The 18,837-nt window shown below is 62.5% G+C and carries 20 protein-coding genes; 12 read left to right on the forward strand and 8 right to left on the reverse strand.

The genetic code is table 11. From position 1 onward, the window contains the following. Nucleotides 1–77 precede the first annotated feature (77 nt). Nucleotides 78–1,580, forward strand: a complete 1,503-nt coding sequence (gene proP / locus H096_RS02435) for a glycine betaine/L-proline transporter ProP (protein WP_033896594.1) — start codon at nt 78–80, stop codon at nt 1,578–1,580. A 52-nt stretch (nt 1,581–1,632) separates the two neighbouring features. Continuing rightward, nucleotides 1,633–2,145 (forward strand): GAF domain-containing protein, encoded by a 513-nt coding sequence (locus H096_RS02440; protein WP_033896596.1) that lies wholly within the window; start codon nt 1,633–1,635, stop codon nt 2,143–2,145. Here H096_RS02440 and H096_RS02445 read toward each other — a convergent pair. Continuing rightward, a complete protein-coding gene (locus tag H096_RS02445) occupies nt 2,138–2,959 on the reverse strand; it encodes a helix-turn-helix transcriptional regulator (protein ID WP_033896597.1) in 822 nt (273 codons plus the stop codon). The two genes, H096_RS02440 and H096_RS02445, sit on opposite strands and share 8 nt — an antisense overlap. Nucleotides 2,960–3,057: 98 nt before the next feature. Between H096_RS02445 and H096_RS02450 the strand changes: the two genes are divergently transcribed. Together H096_RS02450 and H096_RS02455 are read left to right on the forward strand one after the other, a co-directional pair. Next, nucleotides 3,058–4,269 carry an MFS transporter gene (locus tag H096_RS02450; RefSeq protein WP_016979981.1) on the forward strand — a complete coding sequence of 404 codons (1,212 nt, stop codon included), beginning with the start codon at nt 3,058–3,060 and terminating at the stop codon, nt 4,267–4,269. A gap of 109 nt (nt 4,270–4,378) precedes the next feature. Continuing rightward, nucleotides 4,379–5,545, forward strand: coding sequence for a GGDEF domain-containing protein (locus H096_RS02455; RefSeq protein ID WP_033896600.1), 1,167 nt, complete (start codon nt 4,379–4,381; stop codon nt 5,543–5,545). On the opposite strand, the gene iolG is transcribed toward H096_RS02455, so the two are convergent. Together iolG and H096_RS02465 are read right to left on the reverse strand one after the other, a co-directional pair. Further along, entirely contained in the window at nt 5,542–6,546 is a 1,005-nt protein-coding gene (iolG, locus tag H096_RS02460) for an inositol 2-dehydrogenase (RefSeq protein WP_033896602.1), read from the reverse strand. The two genes, H096_RS02455 and iolG, sit on opposite strands and share 4 nt — an antisense overlap. 34 nt (nt 6,547–6,580) lie before the next feature. Beyond that, complete coding sequence (locus tag H096_RS02465; RefSeq protein WP_033896603.1) at nt 6,581–7,606, reverse strand: LacI family DNA-binding transcriptional regulator; 1,026 nt, start codon at nt 7,604–7,606, stop codon at nt 6,581–6,583. Nucleotides 7,607–7,731: 125 nt separating this feature from the next. On the opposite strand from H096_RS02465, the gene H096_RS02470 reads away from it, so the two are divergent. From H096_RS02470 to H096_RS02480, 3 genes are read left to right on the forward strand one after another with little or no spacing between them, the layout of a single operon-like run. Further along, a complete protein-coding gene (locus H096_RS02470) occupies nt 7,732–8,568 on the forward strand; it encodes an SDR family oxidoreductase (protein WP_033896604.1) in 837 nt (278 codons plus the stop codon). Beyond that, the gene (locus H096_RS02475) at nt 8,568–9,701 is read left to right on the forward strand and encodes a phytanoyl-CoA dioxygenase family protein (protein ID WP_033896605.1); all 1,134 of its coding nucleotides are present in this window, start codon (nt 8,568–8,570) and stop codon (nt 9,699–9,701) included. Before H096_RS02470 ends, H096_RS02475 begins: the two co-directional genes overlap by 1 nt. A gap of 41 nt (nt 9,702–9,742) precedes the next feature. Continuing rightward, nucleotides 9,743–10,666 (forward strand): sugar ABC transporter substrate-binding protein, encoded by a 924-nt coding sequence (locus H096_RS02480; RefSeq protein ID WP_033896606.1) that lies wholly within the window; start codon nt 9,743–9,745, stop codon nt 10,664–10,666. Nucleotides 10,667–10,841: 175 nt separating this feature from the next. On the opposite strand, the gene H096_RS02485 is transcribed toward H096_RS02480, so the two are convergent. Next, nucleotides 10,842–11,147, reverse strand: coding sequence for a DUF2834 domain-containing protein (locus H096_RS02485; protein ID WP_033896607.1), 306 nt, complete (start codon nt 11,145–11,147; stop codon nt 10,842–10,844). 84 nt (nt 11,148–11,231) lie between these two features. Between H096_RS02485 and H096_RS02490 the strand changes: the two genes are divergently transcribed. Together H096_RS02490 and H096_RS02495 are read left to right on the forward strand one after the other, a co-directional pair. Continuing rightward, nucleotides 11,232–12,020 carry a helix-turn-helix domain-containing protein gene (locus H096_RS02490; RefSeq protein WP_033896608.1) on the forward strand — a complete coding sequence of 263 codons (789 nt, stop codon included), beginning with the start codon at nt 11,232–11,234 and terminating at the stop codon, nt 12,018–12,020. A gap of 54 nt (nt 12,021–12,074) precedes the next feature. Next, nucleotides 12,075–13,784, forward strand: coding sequence for an amidase (locus tag H096_RS02495; protein ID WP_033896610.1), 1,710 nt, complete (start codon nt 12,075–12,077; stop codon nt 13,782–13,784). A 169-nt stretch (nt 13,785–13,953) separates the two neighbouring features. Here H096_RS02495 and H096_RS02500 read toward each other — a convergent pair whose 3' ends face one another. After that, nucleotides 13,954–14,424 carry a RidA family protein gene (locus H096_RS02500; protein ID WP_016979453.1) on the reverse strand — a complete coding sequence of 157 codons (471 nt, stop codon included), beginning with the start codon at nt 14,422–14,424 and terminating at the stop codon, nt 13,954–13,956. Then, nucleotides 14,421–14,639, reverse strand: coding sequence for a DUF6434 domain-containing protein (locus H096_RS02505; protein WP_033896611.1), 219 nt, complete (start codon nt 14,637–14,639; stop codon nt 14,421–14,423). Before H096_RS02505 ends, H096_RS02500 begins: the two co-directional genes overlap by 4 nt. 247 nt (nt 14,640–14,886) lie before the next feature. On the opposite strand from H096_RS02505, the gene H096_RS02510 reads away from it, so the two are divergent. Next, a complete protein-coding gene (locus H096_RS02510) occupies nt 14,887–15,318 on the forward strand; it encodes a nuclear transport factor 2 family protein (protein ID WP_016979456.1) in 432 nt (143 codons plus the stop codon). A 28-nt stretch (nt 15,319–15,346) separates the two neighbouring features. Here H096_RS02510 and H096_RS02515 read toward each other — a convergent pair whose 3' ends face one another. Next, complete coding sequence (locus tag H096_RS02515; protein ID WP_033896612.1) at nt 15,347–16,672, reverse strand: PLP-dependent aminotransferase family protein; 1,326 nt, start codon at nt 16,670–16,672, stop codon at nt 15,347–15,349. A 90-nt stretch (nt 16,673–16,762) separates the two neighbouring features. On the opposite strand from H096_RS02515, the gene H096_RS02520 reads away from it, so the two are divergent. Then, nucleotides 16,763–17,653, forward strand: a complete 891-nt coding sequence (locus H096_RS02520) for a DMT family transporter (RefSeq protein ID WP_033896613.1) — start codon at nt 16,763–16,765, stop codon at nt 17,651–17,653. Here H096_RS02520 and H096_RS02525 read toward each other — a convergent pair. Continuing rightward, complete coding sequence (locus H096_RS02525) at nt 17,650–18,216, reverse strand: YceI family protein (RefSeq protein WP_241495477.1); 567 nt, start codon at nt 18,214–18,216, stop codon at nt 17,650–17,652. The genes H096_RS02520 and H096_RS02525 overlap by 4 nt on opposite strands. 122 nt (nt 18,217–18,338) lie before the next feature. On the opposite strand from H096_RS02525, the gene H096_RS02530 reads away from it, so the two are divergent. Then, complete coding sequence (locus H096_RS02530; RefSeq protein WP_033896616.1) at nt 18,339–18,833, forward strand: thioesterase; 495 nt, start codon at nt 18,339–18,341, stop codon at nt 18,831–18,833. The last annotated feature ends 4 nt before the right edge of the window (nt 18,834–18,837 follow it).

Raw genomic sequence — 18,837 nt, forward strand, 5'->3', positions numbered from 1 at the left:
TCCGCTTGTATCTGAACTGACAGAGCGGTGCCATCGCAACGATGGCACCTCCCCTGTTCTGCTTTAGAGTGTCCCGCATGAAATTACGTAAGAAAAGCGTCAAGCCCATCGGATTGAAAGACATCACCATCGTCGACGACACCAAGGTGCGCAAGGCAATCACCGCCGCCGCCCTGGGTAATGCCATGGAGTGGTTCGACTTTGGCGTCTACGGTTTTGTCGCCTATGTGCTCGGCAAGGTGTTCTTCCCCGACGCCTCGCCCAGCGTACAAATGATCGCTGCACTCGGTACGTTCTCGGTGCCATTCCTGATCCGTCCCCTGGGTGGCCTGTTCTTCGGCGCACTGGGCGATAAATACGGGCGGCAAAAGGTCCTCGCCGCCACCATCGTGATCATGTCCTTGAGCACCTTTGCCATCGGCCTGATCCCGTCCTATGCCTCTATTGGCATCTGGGCGCCGATTTTGCTGTTGCTGTGCAAAATGGCCCAGGGTTTCTCGGTGGGTGGCGAATACACCGGCGCGTCGATCTTCGTCGCCGAATACGCCCCGGACCGCAAGCGCGGCTTCCTCGGCAGTTGGCTGGACTTCGGTTCCATCGCCGGCTTCGTACTGGGTGCGGGCGTGGTGGTGCTGATCTCAAGCATTTTGGGCGAAGCCGACTTTGAGTCATGGGGCTGGCGCCTGCCGTTCTTCCTCGCCCTGCCCTTGGGCATTATCGGCCTGTACCTGCGTCATGCGTTGGAGGAAACCCCAGCCTTCCAGCAGCACATGGACAAAATGGAGCAAGGCGACCGCGAAGGCCTGACCCACGGCCCGAAAGTCTCGTTCAAGGAAGTGGCGACCAAGCACTGGCGCAGCCTGCTGACCTGCATCGGCATCGTGGCGGCGACCAACGTGACCTACTACATGCTGCTCACCTACATGCCGAGCTACCTGTCGCACAACCTGCACTACAAAGAAAACAGCGGCGTGCTGATCATCATCGCGATCATGGTCGGCATGCTGTTCGTGCAGCCGTTCATTGGTTTTATCAGCGATAAGATCGGCCGTAAGCCGTTCATCATCGCTGGCAGTATCGGCCTGCTGTTCCTGTCCATCCCGGCGTTCATGTTGATCACCAGCGGCAAGATCGGCCTGATCTTCGCGGGCCTGCTGATCCTCGCTGTGATCCTCAACTTCTTCATCGGCGTGATGGCTTCGACGTTACCCGCCATGTTCCCGACGCACCTGCGCTACAGCGCGTTGGCCAGTGCGTTCAACGTGTCGGTGCTGATCGCCGGCGTAACCCCGACCGCCGTGGCCTGGCTGGTAGAAAGCACCAACGACCTGTACATGCCCGCCTACTACCTGATGGTGTTTGCCGTGGTCGGCCTGATCACCGGCCTGACCATGAAGGAAACCGCCAACAAGCCACTGCGCGGCGCAGCGCCGGCCGCTTCGGACATGGAAGAAGCCAAGGAATTGCTGCAGGAACACCACGACAATATCGAGCAGAAGATCGAAGACATCGATGCCGAAATTGCCGAACTGGAAGCCAAGCGCAAAAACCTGGTCGAGCAGCATCCCCGTATCAACTAAGCCCTGACCCTGCGTGGCGGCCGAGGCCGCCACGCCATAGGAGTGTTCACGTATGGTTCCAAGCGTTACCGCAGCCTCGTTACTCAGCGCAGATGAACGCGCCGCCATCGCCGAAATCGAAGCCACCACCAGCATCCTGCACCTGATCACGCGACTGACCGGGATGCGCTTCGCCGGTATCGCCAAGTTCACCGACCTGGAATGGGTGGTGTGCTCGGTTTACGACCCGCTGCAAATGGGCATCAACGTCCACGATGTACTCGACCTGGAAACCACGCTGTGCAGCGAGTTCTGCATCAATCCCCAGGCGCTCTTCATCCCCGAGATCAGCAAGAACGGCCGTTTTGCCACGCGCCCGGTGGTCAAGCAATACGAGATCGAAAGCTACGCCGGTGCGCCAATCTTCCTGCCCGACGGCCGTTTGTACGGTGCGCTGTGCGCGCTGGACTCGCGCGCCATGCTGTTTGACGACCCCAACCTGCCGGAAACCCTCAGCCTGTTCGCACGGCTGATCGGCTGTATTTTCTACGCCAACCTGACACCCACGATCAGTAGCCCTACCTGAAGAAATGACTCGGCGTCTTGCCGAACTGTTTCTTGAACATGCTGGTAAAGGCGCTCGGGCTTTCATAGCCCAGCTCCAGGGCGATATCGATCACCTTCTCCCCCACCGCAATCCTCTCCAAGGCCAGCAGCAGCCGCGCCTGCTGGCGCCACTGGCCGAAGGTCATGCCGGTTTCCTTGCGGAACAGACGCTGGATGGTTTTCTGGTCCAGGTTCAGGCGCTCGCTCCAGTGCGCCACCGTGGAGGCGTCGCCGGGTTCTTCCTGCAACGCCAGGCAGATGCGCTGCAAGCGCGGGTCGGAAGGTTGCGGCAAGGACAATGGCAGGGCCGGCAGGATGGCCAGTTCGTCGAGGATCAGGTGCATGATCCGCGCATCCCGTGAATCCTCGGCATACGGCGGTTTCAAGCTCACCGACGCCTTGATCAGCTCGCTCAGCAGCGGCGAAATGCTCACCGTCTTCGGTTCGCCCGGCATGTTCGGGAAACGATCCGGGCGCACAAACACGCTGCGCATTTTCAAGGTGCCCACGCACCGCAGGGAATGCACCTGCCCGGCGGGCATCCAGATCCCGCGATTGGGCGGCACCGTCCATTGGTTGAGCGCCGAGTACACCACCATCACGCCTTCGATGGCGTAGAGCAGTTGGTGCTTTTCGTGGCTGTGGTCGGGGATCACCCAGTTTTCCGGGTAATCCGTGGCGGAACTGATGACCGCCCAGGCGCCTTCGTTGATTTCTTGGAGGAATTCGTTCAGTGGTTTGATCATTTCGCCCTTTTTGCAATAGTTGCCGCCCGAATTACGCGAGACAGGCATTCCCGACGAATCTAGCATGAACGCCGAATCATTTTGTAATGGATGGCGACCTTAAGAAGTTGCCGCCTCTGATTAGCTGCCTTGTATGGAATGCCTGCATGTCGACCCTCACCGCGTCACCCGCCGCTGCAACCACCACACCCCAAGCCAGCCCTTTGGTCATGCGCGTCCTCGGCGCCTGCGCCCTGGCGCATTTGATCAATGACCTGATCCAGGCCGTGCTGCCGTCGATCTATCCGATGCTCAAGGCCAACTACGGCCTGTCGTTCACCCAGGTGGGCCTGATCACCCTGACCTTCCAGCTGACCGCATCCCTGCTGCAGCCGTGGATCGGCTATCACACCGACCGCCATCCCAAGCCGTGGCTGCTGCCAGCGGGCATGGTCTGCACCTTGATCGGCATTCTGATGCTGGCGTTTGTCGGCACCTTCCCGGCGATTCTGCTGGCGGCAGGCCTGGTGGGCGTCGGCTCGTCGACCTTCCACCCGGAAACCTCCCGCGTTGCGCGCCTGGCTTCGGGCGGCCGCTACGGCCTGGCTCAATCGACCTTCCAGGTCGGTGGCAACACCGGCAGCGCTTTCGGCCCCTTGCTGGCGGCCGCGATCATCATTCCCTACGGTCAGAGCCATATCGCCTGGTTTGGGCTGTTTGCCGTGTTCGCCATCTTGGTGCTCTACGGTCTGAGCCGCTGGTATCGCCATCACCTCAACCTGTTCAAGCTCAAGCAAGGCGGCAAAGCCACCCACGGTTTGTCCAAAGGCCGCGTGACCTTTGCCTTGGTGGTGCTGGCCGTGCTGGTGTTCTCCAAATACTGGTACATGACCAGCCTGACCAGCTACTTCACGTTCTACCTGATCGAAAAATTCCAGCTGTCGGTCGCAAGCTCGCAGATGTACCTGTTCCTGTTCCTCGGCGCCGTGGCCGTGGGCACCTTCGCGGGCGGCCCGATCGGCGACAAGATCGGGCGCAAGAAAGTCATCTGGTTCTCAATCCTCGGTGCCGCGCCGTTCACCCTGGCCCTGCCCTACGTCGACCTGTTCTGGACGGCAGTGTTGAGCGTGGTGATCGGGTTCATCATCGCGTCGGCCTTCTCGGCCATCGTGGTGTATGCCCAGGAATTGGTGCCGGGTAACGTGGGCATGATCGCCGGGATCTTCTTCGGCCTGATGTTCGGGTTCAGCGGGATTGGCGCAGCGTTGCTCGGTTTGCTCGCGGATACCCACGGTATCGAGTACGTCTACAAGCTGTGTTCGTTCCTGCCGCTGGTGGGCATCCTGACGATCTTGCTGCCCTCGACCAAGGGCGCCTGACCTGCCGATCATCGCCTGGCCGTGTGCCATCACACGGAATGCTCTGAAAAACCTGCGTGTGCGCTTACAATCCCGGTTCTAAACGCACACCAGGCAGACCCGGCAAGAAATGACGCTCGACCCTCCTACGATTTTGGCACTCACCGTCGCCCTGGCAGCCGCTGCCGCCCTGTACCTGGCCGTTGAATGGCGCAGCGTGCGCGAACCTTCGCTGCTGTGCTGGAGCGCCGGTTTCGCCACCATCACCGTTGGTTCCACCCTGGCCCTGCTGCGCCTTAATGGTTACCTGACGATCGGCATCTGGTTCGCCAACGGCTTGCTGGTGACCGCGCACTTCCTGTTTTTGCTGGGCGTGGCGCGGTTCACCCAAACGCGGCTGTCGCTGCTGTGGCTGCTGATGCTGGTGGTGTGGCTGGGCATGCTGATGCTGCCGGCCGATCCTTCCTGGTCCAAAGCCATGCTGGCGGTGCAGTCGCTGCTGGTGGCGCTGCCGACCCTGCGCGCCAGCTTTTTGCTGCGGCCCCATGGCAAATCCCTGAGCATCGGCGCGGTGCAGTTGCGCTATGTGCTACTGATTCATGGCGCGTTCTATGTGGCCAAGGCGCTGTCGGTGCTGATTCCCGGCACCTTGATCGACCTCGCCGCGTTCAAGGGCGAGATCATCCAGATTTCCCTGGTGGAAGGTGCCATGGCGATCATGCTGATCGCGCTGTCGATGACAGGCTCCGAACGCTACCGCCGCGAACAACAGATCGCCCGCCTCGCCGCCCGCGACCCACTGACCGCACTCTACAACCGCCGCGCCCTCGACCTGCGTGCACCGCGCCTGCTAGGCCAGGTCTCGCCGGCGCAACCCGGCGCTTTACTGCTGATCGACATCGACAACTTCAAGTCAGTCAACGACCTCTACGGCCACACCGCCGGCGACCGTCTGCTGATCGCCTTGAGCGAGATGATTCGTAGTGTGGTGCCCCAAGGCGCGCTGGCCGCACGCCTGGGCGGGGATGAATTCGTGATCCTGCTGAACCCGGCGTCCACCGAACAGATCGTCGAACTGGGCAGCAGCCTGCGCGACCAGTTCCATCAACTGGCCTCGCAGACCTTTACCACGCCGGCGCCGGTGACCCTGAGTATCGGCGCCACCCTGTTCGACCAGCCGCCACCCAGCCTCACAGCGTTGATCGAGCAAGGCGATACCACGCTGTATGAAACCAAGCGTGGCGGGCGCGACAGTATTCGCCTGGTCGACCGCACTGGCGCCAGTTCCTACGGCTAAAGGTCGTAACTGACCGCCACGCTGCGCCCGGTCTTTACCGACTCCAACGCACAGTCCGCCAAATGCAACGCATACAGCCCATCGCGCACGCTGGTGGGCAGTGCCTTGCCGCTGTTCAGTGCATCGATGAACTGCGTCAGCTCATTGCGATACGCATCCGCATAGCGTTCCAGGAAAAAGTGCTGCAACGGCTCCAGCGCCTCGGTGTGTTCGGCGCTCCAATGGCGCAAGGTGCTCGGGCGGTGGTTGTCGGTGAGCAGCACGCCGTTGGCGCCGGACACTTCCACGCGCTGGTCGTAGCCGTACACCGCCTGGCGGCAGCAGTTGATGTGGCATTGCTTGCCGGAGGCGGTGCGCAGCAGCACCATCACGCTGTCGTAATCGTCGATCTCGGCCAGGCTCGGGTCCACCAGGCGGCTGGCGATGGCGCTGACTTCCACCGGTTCTTCGCCGAGCAGGTGGCGGGCGGTGTCGAAGTCGTGGATGGTCATGTCGCGCAGGATGCCGCCGGAATGGGCCAGGTAGTCACGCGGCGCCAGGCCGGGGTCGCGGCTGGTGATGATGACCTGGCGTACCGCACCGATCTGCCCGGCGTCGAGGGCTTGACGCAGGCGCAGCATGTCGGGGTCGAAGCGCCGATTGAAGCCGAGCATCACCTGGCCGCCTTGGCGCTCCACGGCTTGGGCGGCGCTGCGGGCCTTGGCGATATCCAGGTCGATGGGTTTTTCGCAGAGCACCGCCTTGCCTGCGGCCACCGCCGCCAGGAGCAGGTCGATATGCGTGTCGGTAGGCGTGCCGATCACCACGGCGTCAATGTCTTTGCGGGTCAGCACGGCGGCGCAATCGTAGGCGGCTTCGCACCCCAATTGTGTGCTCAGCGCATCGACGCCTTCGCGCCAGGGGTCGGCCACCAGCACCAGCGTGGCATGGGGGTGGGCGGCGACGTTGGCGGCGTGAATCTTGGCGATGCGCCCGGCACCCAGAACGGCGATTCTCAGCATGGTCGAACTCCTGATGTTGTTTTTGAGGGAGTACTTAATCCGGCAGGTTGAACGGCGTGACGATCTGCACCTGGGAGGGCGCAATCGGCCCGGCCTTCCATAGCCGGTGGTACTGCAAAATGTGCAGGAACACGTGGCGCGCATCGATCTGCAGGTTGTGATCGATGATCGCCGCGACTTTCTCTTCGCGCAGCAGCTGGCGGTTTTCTTCGTCGAGGTCGTGGCCGATAAAGACCTCCAGCGGCCGGCCCTGGGCGGCAAAGGCATCGACAATCGCGCGATTGCCGCCGCCGACGCTGTACACCGCCTTCAATTCGGGATGCTGTTGCAGCGCCTGGGTCACCCGCTCGAAGGTGCGGTCGTACACCCCGTAGCCGCCGCTGACATCCAGCACCCGCAAATGCGCAGCACGCCCACGCAGCCAGGCGCGAAAGCCCATCTCGCGTTCTTCTTCGCCACGGAACAATTCGCTGCCGATCACCACCGCCACGTCCTGGGGCAGCGCCGGCAGCCAGCGCGCCATCAGGTAGGCGGCGGTCTGGCCGGCGGTGCGGTTGTCCATGCCCACATAGCCGATGCGCTCGCTTTGCGGCAGATCGGTGACCAGGGTCACCACCGGAATGCCCGCCGCAATCAGCTGCTTGACCGCCAGGTTCACCGCCGGTTCATCCGCCGCCTTGAGCACCACGCCCTGGCTGCCGGTGTCCAGGCAGCGTAGCAATTGGTCGTGCATGGCCTGGGGCTCGATCTCTTCGAACAGGTGAAAACGCGGGGCGATCCGGAACGGCGCCAGGCTACCCAGTTGCGCGGTAATCGCCGCCTGCACGGCCGCGCTGAAGCGCTTGGGCGTGTGCATGATCACGTCGACATGAAAGGTGCGCCCCACCGCCAGGCCATTTTTCTCCTGGGACTCCAACTCATCCAGCGCCTGCTCGATGCGCCGCCGGGTCTGGGCGTGCACGCTGCCGCGCAAATGCAGCACACGGTCGACCGTGGCTTTGCTCACTCCTGCCTGGGTGGCGAGTTGCTTGATGGAGAAGTGTTTGGCGCGTTCGAGCATGGGGTTTCGCCTGAGGTGTTTTTGAGGTGTTTTTTGGGCGTTACTGAGGTTTCGCAATGCTAGTCTCAGTTTTGCCCGGCGTCGAGCCAGGCGATGAACAACAACAAAAAATCCTGGAGAACTGCATGCCTAACACCGATCTCGCCACGTCGTTCAGCGGCCAATATTTTGTCGTCACCGGCAGCACCCAGGGCCTTGGCGCAGCGGTGGCGCGCACCCTGGCCGAGCGCGGCGCCACCGGGTTGATCATCTGCGGACGCCGTCGCGCCCAAGGCGAAGAGCAGGTACGGCTGCTGGCACAGCTGGATTGCCAGGCGTTTTTTGTCGAGGCGGACCTTGAGAAGGTCGAGGATTGCCGCGCGGTCATCGACGCGGCACGCACCCACTTCGGCACCTTGCATGGGCTGGTGAACTGCGCTGGCATGTCGGACCGCGGCACCATTCTTGACACCTCGCCGGAGCTGTTTGATCGACTGATGGCGGTGAATGTGCGGGCACCGTTCTTCCTGATGCAAGAAGCGTTGAAGCTGATGATCAGCAACGGTGTGGAAGGCGCGGTGGTGAATATCCAGAGCGTCACCGGGCATGGCGGGCAATCCTTTCTCAGCGCCTATGCGGCGTCCAAGGGCGCGCTGGCGATCCTCACCAAGAACGTGGCGTTCAGCGCGCTGCGCAACCGTATCCGCGTGAATGGCCTGAATATCGGCTGGATGGACACGCCCCATGAAGATGACATCCAGCGCCAGTACCACGGCGCCCAGGATGGCTGGCTGGAGAGGGCTGAACGCGCACAACCGTTTGGGCGCCTGCTCAAGCCCGAAGAGGTGGCGCGCAGCGTGGCGTTCCTGCTGTCCCGCGAGTCGGGGATGATGACCGGTTCGGTGATCGACCTGGAACAAGGCGTGGTCGGTTGCACCGACGGCGGCAGCCCGCAGCCCAATCAGGCGCTGGGAGGTGTGTGATGTCGGTGTTCGTGACTGAACAGGCCGTGCGCCTGGCGGATTTCAGCGAACTTTGCGCGCAACAGGTCAATGCCGAGGATTACCCGCTGTGCGCGCAAGTGCTGAACAATGTGCCGATCTATCAGGCCCAGACCCTGCGCAATGCTGAGCGTTTGACGGCGATGAACGAACTGCATCGCCTGTTCCGCGACGGGCCTGGGGTGATGGTGGTGCGCCGGGCTTATGAAGACCTGGAAGTGGTGGACCGCCACAGCCAGGTGTTCGAAGCGATTTTCGCCAACGAGGCCGTGCAAGGGGCGGCCGCCGACCACTTCGCCAAAGCCGGCAGCAATGGGCGCATCTGGAATTCGTTGCAGAAAGCCGCGCTGGAGTCGCCCGCCTCCTTTGTCGAGTACTACGCCAACCCGTTGCTGGGCTTGATCGCCGAGGCATGGTTGGGCCCGAGCTATCAGGTGACCGCCCAGGTCAACGTGGTGCATCCCGGCGGCCAGGCGCAGCAGCCCCACCGTGATTACCACTTGGGGTTCCAGACCAATGACGTGGTGGAGCGCTTTCCCCTGCCCCTGCACCTGCTGTCCCAATACTTGACGCTACAGGGCGCGGTGGCGCACTCGGACATGCCGCTGGAAACCGGCCCGACCCAACTGCTGCCGTTTTCCCAGCAATACGCCCTGGGCTATCTGGCGTGGCGGCGCCCGGAGTTCATCGACTACTTCCAGCAACACGCCGTGCAACTGCCGCTGAACAAGGGCGACCTGTTGTTCTTCAACCCGGCGCTGTTCCATGCCGCCGGCACCAACCGCACGCCGGACCGCCAGCGCATGGCCAACCTGCTGCAGATCTCCTCGGCATTCGGCAAACCCATGGAAGCCCTCGACCGCGATCGCATGATGCTCGCGGTATACCCGGCCTTGCTCGATAACACTGCGCTGGATGCCCAGGCCGTGGAGGCGGTGATTGCCTGCACCGCCGACGGCTATTCCTTCCCCACTAACCTGGACACCGACCCACCTTTGAAGGGCCTGGCCCCGCAAACCGGGCAGCAGCTGATGCAGCAAGCCCTCGACGAACGCTGGCCGCTTTCGGACTTTGCCGCTGCCGTGGCGCAGATGCGGGCCAAACGCCAAGCGTGAACCCTCTGTTTTAACAACAACAAGAAGAACGGAGCACCACCATGAAGAAGCAACTCCTTGCGGCACTCTTTACCCTGGCAATCAGCCCCTGGGCGCTGGCCGATATCCGTATCGGCGTGAGCATCGCCCAGGTCGACGATGTCTTCCTCGCGCAAATGCGTGACTACATGGCCGCCCACGCCAAGGCACTCCCCGGCGTAACCCTGCAATTTGAAGACGCCCAAGGCGATGTGGTGCGCCAGCTCAATCAGGTGCAGAACTTCACGGCCCAGGGCATGGACGCGATTATCGTCAACCCGGTGGACACGGCAGCCACACAAAAAATGACCGCCAATGCCCAGCAGGCCAAGACCCCGCTGGTCTACGTCAACCGCCGGCCGGATGCCCAGCAGTTGCCACCGGGCGTGGGGTACGTGGGCTCGGATGAGGTCAAGGCCGGTGAAATCCAGATGCGCTACCTGGCCGAGAAAATGGGCGGCAAGGGCAACCTGGCGATCATGCTCGGGCTGCTGTCCAACAACGCCACGCACAACCGCACGCTGGGGGTGAAGACCGTGCTCAAGGAGTATCCCGACATCAAGATCGTCGAGGAGCAGACCGCCGAGTGGCAACGCAACAAGGCGATCGACTTGATGAACAACTGGATCGTCTCCGGGCGCAAAATCGATGCGGTGGCGGCGAATGCCGATGAAATGGCGATCGGCGCGGCCATGGCGATCAGCCAGGCAGGCATGCAGCCGGGCAAGGACATCCTGGTGGCCGGCAGCGATGGCGGCCCAGCGGGGTTGGACGCGGTCAAGAAGGGCCAGTTACTGGTGACGGTGTACCAGGACAATAAAGGCCAGGCGGTGGGCTCGATTGACCTGGCGGTGAAGATGGTGAAGAAGGAGCCGTACACGGCTGAGCTGACGATTCCTTATCAGCAGATCACAAAGGAGAACTACCAGGCCTTTCTCAACCCTTGAAACCTCACTCAATTTCTCCTGCGACTCGACCTAATGTGGCGAGGGAGCTTGCTCCCGCTGGGCTGCGAAGCGGCCCCGCTCTTTGTTTAAAAGAACGGGACTGCTACGCAGTCCAACGGGAGCAAGCTCCCTCGCCACAGGTACGGTGTTCGCCCTTGTTTGAATGGCAGGTAAGTCAAGACGGTCGCGACCTATTCACCACCAGATAAAGCAACGGCCCCACCGACACAAAAACCGCCGTCAGCACAAAATACGGCAGCAGCGAAACCACCGAGCGCCCGCGCCGCCGCGCATCCCGGTACATCCACACACACGCCAGCAGCGCCATCAGGTACAGGTCGATCACCACTTGCGCGGTGTCCGGCCGCGACATCAATTCACGGCCAAAGGCCAACAGCGACTGCTCGACCGTCAGCATCGTCGCCAGGGTGTAGAGCGAGAATCCGAGCAAACCGGCCAGGGCGATAAAGCGACTGTTCATGGGTTCTTCCTTGGCGTGATAGAGGCCCCACGTTAGTGATAAGGTTCGGCCCCTCGCAATGACCTCGGAGGTCATGATTCCGCCATGGACAACCCTGCTACTGCCGGCGAACAACTGCGCCAATTGCGGCGACACGCCAAGCTGAGCCAGCTCGACCTGGCCCTGATCACCGGCATTTCCCAGCGCCACCTCAGTTGCATCGAGACCGGTCGCGCCAAGCCGAGTCCCGGCACGTTACACAACCTGTTGACCACGCTGGAGGCACCGCTGGAGCAGTGCAACCGCGTATTCCTCGCCGCCGGCTATGCGCCGCGTTACGCCGCCACCCCACTCGCCTCGCCCGCCATGGCGGCAATCCGCGAAGCCGTCAGCCATGTGCTGCACGCCAACAATCCGGCCCCTGCCATCCTGCTGGGCAGCCAGTGGGAAGTGCTGGCGGCGAATGCCAGTACCGGCCTGCTGTTTGAATTGGTGGGCATCCGCCCGGATGCGGCTGAGGGCGTGAACTTGCTGACGACGCTGCTGCAGCCAGGCGGCCTGGGCGATCACCTGAGCAATGCCGAGGAGATCCGCACCCTGGCCTGGCAGCGCGCCACCCGTGAGGCGTTGGGCAATCCCGAACTGGCCGCATTACTGGCGAGTTTGCCGACACCGGCCAACACCGAACTGCCCGCGCAGATGCCGCCGCTGGTACTGACCCGCGTGCGCTCACGCCAGGGTGAACTGAGCTTTTTGTCCACCTTCACCACGTTTGGCATGCCCCAGGACATCACCCTGACTTCCCTGCGGATCGAACATCTGATTCCTGCGGACGAGGCCACCTGGCAGGTGATGCGCGGCGCTTATGCGGAGTATGCCGCGCTGGTTTTGTGAAATATCTGTCCGTAGACTGCCGCCATACCCCCACTTGAAGGCGGCGAAAAAAACGTGATGCAAGTTACCGAAGTCTCCATTGCCCAATTGCGCGCTGCGCTGGAATCCGGCCAGACCACGGCCGTTGAACTGGTCAACGCCTACCTGGCGCGGATCGACGCCTACGACGGCCCGCAGACCGCTACCGCTTTGAACGCCGTGGTGGTGCGCAACCCCGACGCCCTGAAAGAAGCCGAGGCGTCCGATGCGCGCCGGGCCAAAGGCGAAACCTTGGGGCCATTGGATGGTATTCCTTACACCGCCAAAGACAGCTACCTGGTCAAGGGCCTGACCGCAGCCTCCGGCAGCCCGGCGTTTGCCCAACTGGTCGCCCAGCGTGACGCGTTCACCATCGAGCGCCTGCGCGGCGGCGGGGCCATCTGCCTGGGCAAGACCAATATGCCGCCGATGGCCAATGGCGGCATGCAGCGTGGCGTGTATGGCCGCGCCGAAAGCCCGTATAACGCCGACTACCTGACGGCGCCGTTTGCCTCCGGCTCGTCCAACGGCGCCGGCACTGCGACGGCGGCCAGTTTTGCTGCGTTTGGCGTGGCCGAAGAGACTTGGTCCAGCGGACGCGGTCCGGCGTCCAACAATGGCCTGTGTGCCTACACGCCGTCCCGTGGCGTGATTTCGGTGCGCGGCAACTGGCCGCTCACACCGACCATGGACGTGGTGGTGCCTTACGCCCGCACCATGGCCGACCTGCTGGAAGTGCTCGATGTGGTGGTGGCCGAAGACCCGGACACCCGTGGCGACCTCTGGCGTTTGCAGCCGTGGGTACCGATCCCGAGCGTCGCCTCGGTGCGCCCGGCGTCTTACGCTGAACTGGCCGTGAGTTCCGAATCCCTCGTCGGCAAACGCTTTGGCGTGCCGCGCATGTACATCAACGCCGACCCCGACGCCGGCACCAGTGAAAAGCCCGGCATCGGCGGCCCCACCGGGCAGAAGATCAACACTCGCGCCAGCGTGATCGACCTGTGGAACGACGCGCGCCAGGCCCTGGTTGCCGCCGGTGCCGAAGTGATCGATGTGGACTTCCCGCTGGTGTCCAACTGCGAAGGCGACCGCCCTGGCGCACCCACCGTGTTTACCCGTGGCCTGGTCTCCAAAGAGTTCCTCCACGATGAACTGTGGGAGCTGTCGGCCTGGGCCTTCGATGATTTCCTGCGCGCCAACAACGACCCGGCCCTCAACCGCCTCGCGGATGTGGACGGGCCGAAGATCTTCCCCCACGACCCCGGCACCCTGCCCAACCGTGAGGACGATCTGGCCGCCGGCATGGACGAATACGTGCGCATGGCCGAACGCGGCATCACTCCGTGGAACGAGATCAGCACAGTCCCCGACGGCTTGCGCGGCCTGGAGCAAACCCGCCGCATCGACCTGGAAGACTGGATGGACACGCTCGGGCTCGACGCGGTGTTGTTCCCGACCGTGGCTGACGTGGGCCCGGCGGATGCTGATGTGAACGAAGCCTCTGCCGATATCGCCTGGAGCAACGGCGTGTGGGTCGCCAACGGCAACCTCGCGATTCGCCACCTCGGCGTGCCGACTGTCACCGTGCCAATGGGCGTGATGGCGGATATCGGCATGCCGGTGGGCCTGACCTTTGCCGGGCGGGCGTATGACGATTCGGCGTTGCTGAGGTTTGCGTCGGCGTATGAGGCAACCGGCAGCAAGCGCCTGGTTCCGCCACGTACACCGCCGCTGGCAGCAGGCTAAACGCGGTCAAACCTGTGGGAGCGGGCTTGCTCGCGAATACGGTCCTTCAGCCACAAATAGGCTGACTGATCCACCGCTTTCGCGAGCAAGCCCGCTCCCACACTTTCGCCTGTATTTCAAATCAGGCGATGTGGAGCACGGCAATCAACAGGATTACCGCATCGATGGCTCAGCCGTGCGCCACTGCAATCATGTCGATCTCCACCGCCGCCGATTTCGGCAACTGCATCACGCCAATCGACGTGCGCGTGTGCACCCCGGCAGCACCCAGAATCTCGTGCAACAAATCCGACGCGCCGTTGGCCACTTCACTCTGCTGATCAAAATCCTCGGCACTGCGCACGTAAACGGTGATGCGCGGGATTGCCTTGACCTGGTCCAGCGAACCCAAGGCCTGCTTGAGCAAACCCAGGCAGCGCAAGGCGCTGATGCCGGCGGCGATTTGCGCCTGGGCCAAGGTCAAGGTGTCTCCGACCTTGCCCGGCAGCACGATGGCATCGCCGACCCGGGGAATCTGGCCGCTGATGTACAGGTGGTTGGCGTCCCGGACCAGTGGTGTGTAGTTGCCACCGACTTTGAATTCGTCCAGCTGATAGCCGAGGCGTAGCTGGGCGGCCTGGTATTTTTCGTCGGGTGTCATAGGCGTGAATCCTCGTTTCGGCGTTGCCACTCATCCACCACGTCGCCCAGGGTCTTGGGCACCTCGTTGCGGATCCAGGCCATGAACGGCCGGTCGAACTTGAACCCTGGGCCGCAGTGCTCAAGCATGAAGCGGCGTACGTTTTGAGTGTTTTTGTAGTGCGGGGTTACCGGAGTGGCGCGGGTAAGGGTGTCGCTGTGCCAGTCAAAATCCATTTTGTCTCTCGGGCAGTGTCAGGTTTCGGCAGTAGCATAGCGATGTGCTACTGGCACAGGAAGCGAGGCATGATTCAATCAATGTGTTGGGACATCGTATAAGTCGACCTGTGGTTTATAACGCCTTCAAGTCTAATCTTTTCAAGATATTTCGAAATTTCACTTTCCTTCCTCACCCGAAATATTGCATGGTTGTACGACGACTTAAGCTGTCGTGCCAGCCCCCAACAACAATAAGGAAACACCCATGCAAAACGTCAAAGTGCTGATCGGTTTTCTGTGCCTGTTCACCGGTTACGTCGCAGCCGCGCCTGCCCCAGCCGAGAAGGATGTGGCCCAAGCGGTCGACCAACTGACCCAAGCCATGCTGCACCTGGACCTCAAGCAGCTTCACGCGCTGACGGCCGACAAGCTCACCTACGGCCACTCCAGCGGCAAGGTGCAGAACAAAGACCAATTCATCGCTGACCTGGAAACCCATACCAGCGCCTTCAAGACCCTGGAAATGCAAAACCAGACCATCACCCTGCAAGGCGACACCGCACTGGTACGCAACCACTTCCACGCCCTGGCGGTGAACAGCGGGGTTGAAGTGCCTACCGACATCGACAACTTCCAGGTCTGGCAGAAGCAAAAAGGCAAATGGCTGCTGATCGGGCGTCAGGCCTACAAGTACTGATACCTTGCGGTGAGCCGCTGAAACCGGCTCACCACGCCACCACCTTGCGCACCTTGAGCAACGCTTCGCGCAGTGCCGAGATCGGCACCGAACCCAAGGCCAACCGCAACGCATGCGGGACATGCGCCGAGACGGCGAACGGCTCGGCGGTCGACACGGCGATGTTGTCACGCTGCAAGGCCATGGCGATCTGATCGGCCCGGGCGTCTTCCGCCAGGGGTAGCCACAAGAAGTAGGACGAGGGATGGCTGATGTACGCCAGTCCTTTGAACACCTGAGCCGCCAGGGCCTGTCGCGCCTGGGCATCCTCGCGCTTTTGCGCCTCAAGCTGCGCCACCGTGCCATCCTCCAGCCAGGCCACCGCTATGGCGCTCATCACACCGGGCACATTCCAGGTAGTGGCCATGATGGTGCGCTCCAGCGTCTTTACCCATTCCATCGGCGCCGCGATAAACCCCACGCGCAGGCCGGTCGCGACACTTTTCGACAGCCCGCCCACGTACACCGTGCGTTCTGGCGCTAGCGTCGCCACCGGTGGCGGTGCGTCTTCAGCGAGGAACGCGTAGGCCGCGTCTTCAATGATCATCAGATTGTGCTGACGGGCGATGGACACCAGCCGTTCGCGCTGGGACAGAGCCATCACCCAACCGAGGGGATTGTGCAGGGTCGGCATGCTGTACACGGCGCGCACGGGCCGCTTGCGACACAGGTTTTGCAAGGCCTGCAGATCCGGGCCGGTCGGCGTCACCGGGATCGCGACAATTTCCAGGTGCAGGGTCTCGGCCAGCACCTTGAACCCCGAATAGGTCAACGCATCCACCGCAATCACATCGCCGGGTTTGAGCAGCGCCATCATCGTCACCGCCAGGCCATGCTGGGCGCCGCTGACCAGCAGCACCTGCTCGGCGTCGACACTGAGCCCGCGACTGAGCAAATGCCGCGCAAAGGCTGCGCGCTCATGCAGGCGCCCGGCGTGGGGCTGGTAACGCAACAGTGCTTCGAGGTCGCCAGACAGCGCCAGTTGGCGCAACGCCGTGCGCAACAGCTCCGCCTGGCCCGGCAACGAGGGGTAATTGAAATTGAGGTCGAGCATGCCCGCCGTCACCGTCATCTGCCCACTGCCCTGCCCTGGCGGCAACGCGATCTCGCGCACGAAGGTGCCACGCCCGGTTTCGCCGCTGACCAAACCCATGGCTTCAAGCTCGGTGTACACGCGGCTGGCGGTGACCAGCGCCAGGCCATGCTCGGCGGCCAGTTGCCGGTGCGTCGGCAGACGCGTGCCGGGCGGCATGTTGCCGCTGCGGATGGCTTCGGCAAAGGTATCGACCAGGGACTTGTAGCGGGCGCGTGGCATTGGGATGTATCCATGACAATTTTTTGATTGTCCTAATGCTCGCCCCTAGGATGGCCAGAACGCAACCCCTCCGGCTACGGGCACTCCCTCATGGAACGTACATCCCCCCTCAACACCCTGGATACCAGCACCCAGGGCTGGATCAACGGCTTTATTGGCGTGGTGATTTTCAGCGGCTCATTGCCCGCCACCCGATTGGCCGTGATGGAATTCGACCCGGTGTTTCTCACCATGGTCCGTGCCGCGATCGCCGCCTTCCTTGGCGTGATCCTGCTGTGGCTGTTCAAGGAAAAACGCCCCGCGCGCAATCAGTGGGTGCCGCTGGCGATTGTCGCCTTGGGCGTGGTGATCGGGTTTCCCTTGCTCACCGCCCTGGCGCTGCAATACGTGACCTCGGCCCACTCCATCGTATTCATTGGCCTGCTGCCCCTGGCCACGGCCGTATTTGGCGTGTTGCGCGGCGGCGAGCGGCCACGCCCGGTGTTCTGGCTGTTCTCGATCCTGGGCAGTGGGTTGGTGATGGGTTATGCCGTGGCCCAAGGCTTGAGCGCCGCACCGGCCGGCGATCTGCTGATGCTGCTGGCGGTACTGGTGTGCGGCCTGGGTTATGCCGAAGGCGCCAAGCTGTCGCGCAGCCTGGGCGGTTGGCAGGTGATCTGCTGGGCGCTGGTGGTGTCGATACCGGTGGTGGCGCCGTTGAGCCTGATGCTTGCGCCGTCGACCTTCAGCGGCATCAGCCTGCCCGCCTGGTTGAGCCTGGGCTACGTGTCGCTGTTCAGCATGTTGATCGGCTTTGTGTTCTGGTATCGCGGGCTGGCCCAGGGTGGTATTGCCGCCGTCGGCCAGTTGCAGTTGCTGCAGCCGTTTTTCGGGCTGGCGCTGGCGGCGGGCCTGCTGCATGAGCAGGTCAGCCTGGGGATGGTGCTGGTGACGGTCGCGGTGATCGGCTGCGTGGCCGGCGCAAAGAAGTTCGCCCGTTAACGCTGCGGCGCGACCATCTTGAACTTGATGTTGATGTCGTTGGACACCACGCTGTTGCCGGCCCACTCACCCTCGCCGATCTTGAAGTCACCACGCTTGAGGACGAACTCACCGTCGAACACACCAATGCCGCTCTGCTCCTTGAGCACCACGTCCACGTCCACCGGGCGCGTGGTGCCCTTGATGGTCAGGTTGCCGCTGATCGTGTAGCGGTTGTCGCCCAAGGCTTTGACACCGGTGGACTCGTACACACCCACCGGAAACGTCGCGGTATCAAACCAGGACGCGCGTTGCAGCTCGTCATTCGCGTCCGGACTACCCGCGTCGATGCTCGCCAGCTGGATCTTGAGCAAGGCATGCCCGGTCTCCGGCTTTAGCGTGTCGAAGGTCAAGGTGCCTTCAAACTCGCTGAACGTGCCGTACACCCGCTGGCCCAATTGCTTGTAGGTGAAGCTGATCTGGCTGGCGGTGCGGTTGACGTCCTTGTACTCCACCGCCTGAGCGCTGGAACCATAAGCAAGGATCAAGGCCAGTACGGTGACCGGGGACATAAGACGTTTCATGCAACGCTCCGCAAAGGAAAGGACACAGGTACTGAACTAACACGCCATACCAGGGATTTATTCCATTCGGGCGTTTGTCCTGCTAAACAGAGTAGTCGCCCCACCCATAATAAGGATGTTGCATGCACACCCCCTCACTCCAGGACCTCACCGCGCCGGAAGGCATCTGCTACGGCTGCGGTGGCAGCAACCCCCACGGCCTGCACATCAAAAGCCGCTGGGACGCGGACGGCATCCACCTGGTCGCCGAACACCTGCCCGAGGCCCATTACAGCGGCTGGCCCGACCTGGTCTACGGCGGCCTGATCGCCATGCTGGTGGACTGCCACTCCAACTGGACCGCCATGGCCTACCACTACCGCGCCGAAGCGCGCGAACCCGGCAGCCTGCCGCGCATCGACTGCGTCACCGGCAACCTGGGCATCAAATTCATCAAGCCGACGCCCATGGGCATCACCCTCACCCTGCGCGCGCGGGTCGACGATGACGTGGGACGCAAGACCCGCGTGATCTGCGAGGTGTACGCCGGTGACGTGCTGACCGCCATCGGCGATTCGATCTTCGTGCGTGTCGACACCGGCCAATTGGCCGCCGCCGCCCATGGTCGCGAAGGCTAATCCT

The sequence above is a fragment of the Pseudomonas sp. FH1 genome, from assembly GCF_000510895.2.
Lineage (GTDB): Bacteria > Pseudomonadota > Gammaproteobacteria > Pseudomonadales > Pseudomonadaceae > Aquipseudomonas > Aquipseudomonas azotoformans_A.

Bases quoted from the DNA above. Each gene is read 5' to 3' on its own strand.
- H096_RS02515 (WP_033896612.1), bottom strand. From the start codon at position 16,672: ATGCCACGCGCCCGCTACAAGTCCCTGGTCGATACCTTTGCCGAAGCC.
- H096_RS02475 (WP_033896605.1), top strand. From the start codon at position 8,568: ATGTCGGTGTTCGTGACTGAACAGGCCGTGCGCCTGGCGGATTTCAGC.
- iolG (WP_033896602.1), bottom strand. From the start codon at position 6,546: ATGCTGAGAATCGCCGTTCTGGGTGCCGGGCGCATCGCCAAGATTCAC.
- H096_RS02530 (WP_033896616.1), top strand. From the start codon at position 18,339: ATGCACACCCCCTCACTCCAGGACCTCACCGCGCCGGAAGGCATCTGC.
- H096_RS02450 (WP_016979981.1), top strand. From the start codon at position 3,058: ATGTCGACCCTCACCGCGTCACCCGCCGCTGCAACCACCACACCCCAA.
- H096_RS02445 (WP_033896597.1), bottom strand. From the start codon at position 2,959: ATGCCTGTCTCGCGTAATTCGGGCGGCAACTATTGCAAAAAGGGCGAA.
- H096_RS02510 (WP_016979456.1), top strand. From the start codon at position 14,887: ATGCAAAACGTCAAAGTGCTGATCGGTTTTCTGTGCCTGTTCACCGGT.
- H096_RS02500 (WP_016979453.1), bottom strand. From the start codon at position 14,424: ATGACACCCGACGAAAAATACCAGGCCGCCCAGCTACGCCTCGGCTAT.
- H096_RS02505 (WP_033896611.1), bottom strand. From the start codon at position 14,639: ATGGATTTTGACTGGCACAGCGACACCCTTACCCGCGCCACTCCGGTA.
- H096_RS02455 (WP_033896600.1), top strand. From the start codon at position 4,379: ATGACGCTCGACCCTCCTACGATTTTGGCACTCACCGTCGCCCTGGCA.
- H096_RS02525 (WP_241495477.1), bottom strand. From the start codon at position 18,216: ATGAAACGTCTTATGTCCCCGGTCACCGTACTGGCCTTGATCCTTGCT.
- H096_RS02465 (WP_033896603.1), bottom strand. From the start codon at position 7,606: ATGCTCGAACGCGCCAAACACTTCTCCATCAAGCAACTCGCCACCCAG.
- H096_RS02480 (WP_033896606.1), top strand. From the start codon at position 9,743: ATGAAGAAGCAACTCCTTGCGGCACTCTTTACCCTGGCAATCAGCCCC.
- H096_RS02520 (WP_033896613.1), top strand. From the start codon at position 16,763: ATGGAACGTACATCCCCCCTCAACACCCTGGATACCAGCACCCAGGGC.
- H096_RS02490 (WP_033896608.1), top strand. From the start codon at position 11,232: ATGGACAACCCTGCTACTGCCGGCGAACAACTGCGCCAATTGCGGCGA.
- H096_RS02470 (WP_033896604.1), top strand. From the start codon at position 7,732: ATGCCTAACACCGATCTCGCCACGTCGTTCAGCGGCCAATATTTTGTC.
- H096_RS02485 (WP_033896607.1), bottom strand. From the start codon at position 11,147: ATGAACAGTCGCTTTATCGCCCTGGCCGGTTTGCTCGGATTCTCGCTC.
- H096_RS02440 (WP_033896596.1), top strand. From the start codon at position 1,633: ATGGTTCCAAGCGTTACCGCAGCCTCGTTACTCAGCGCAGATGAACGC.
- proP (WP_033896594.1), top strand. From the start codon at position 78: ATGAAATTACGTAAGAAAAGCGTCAAGCCCATCGGATTGAAAGACATC.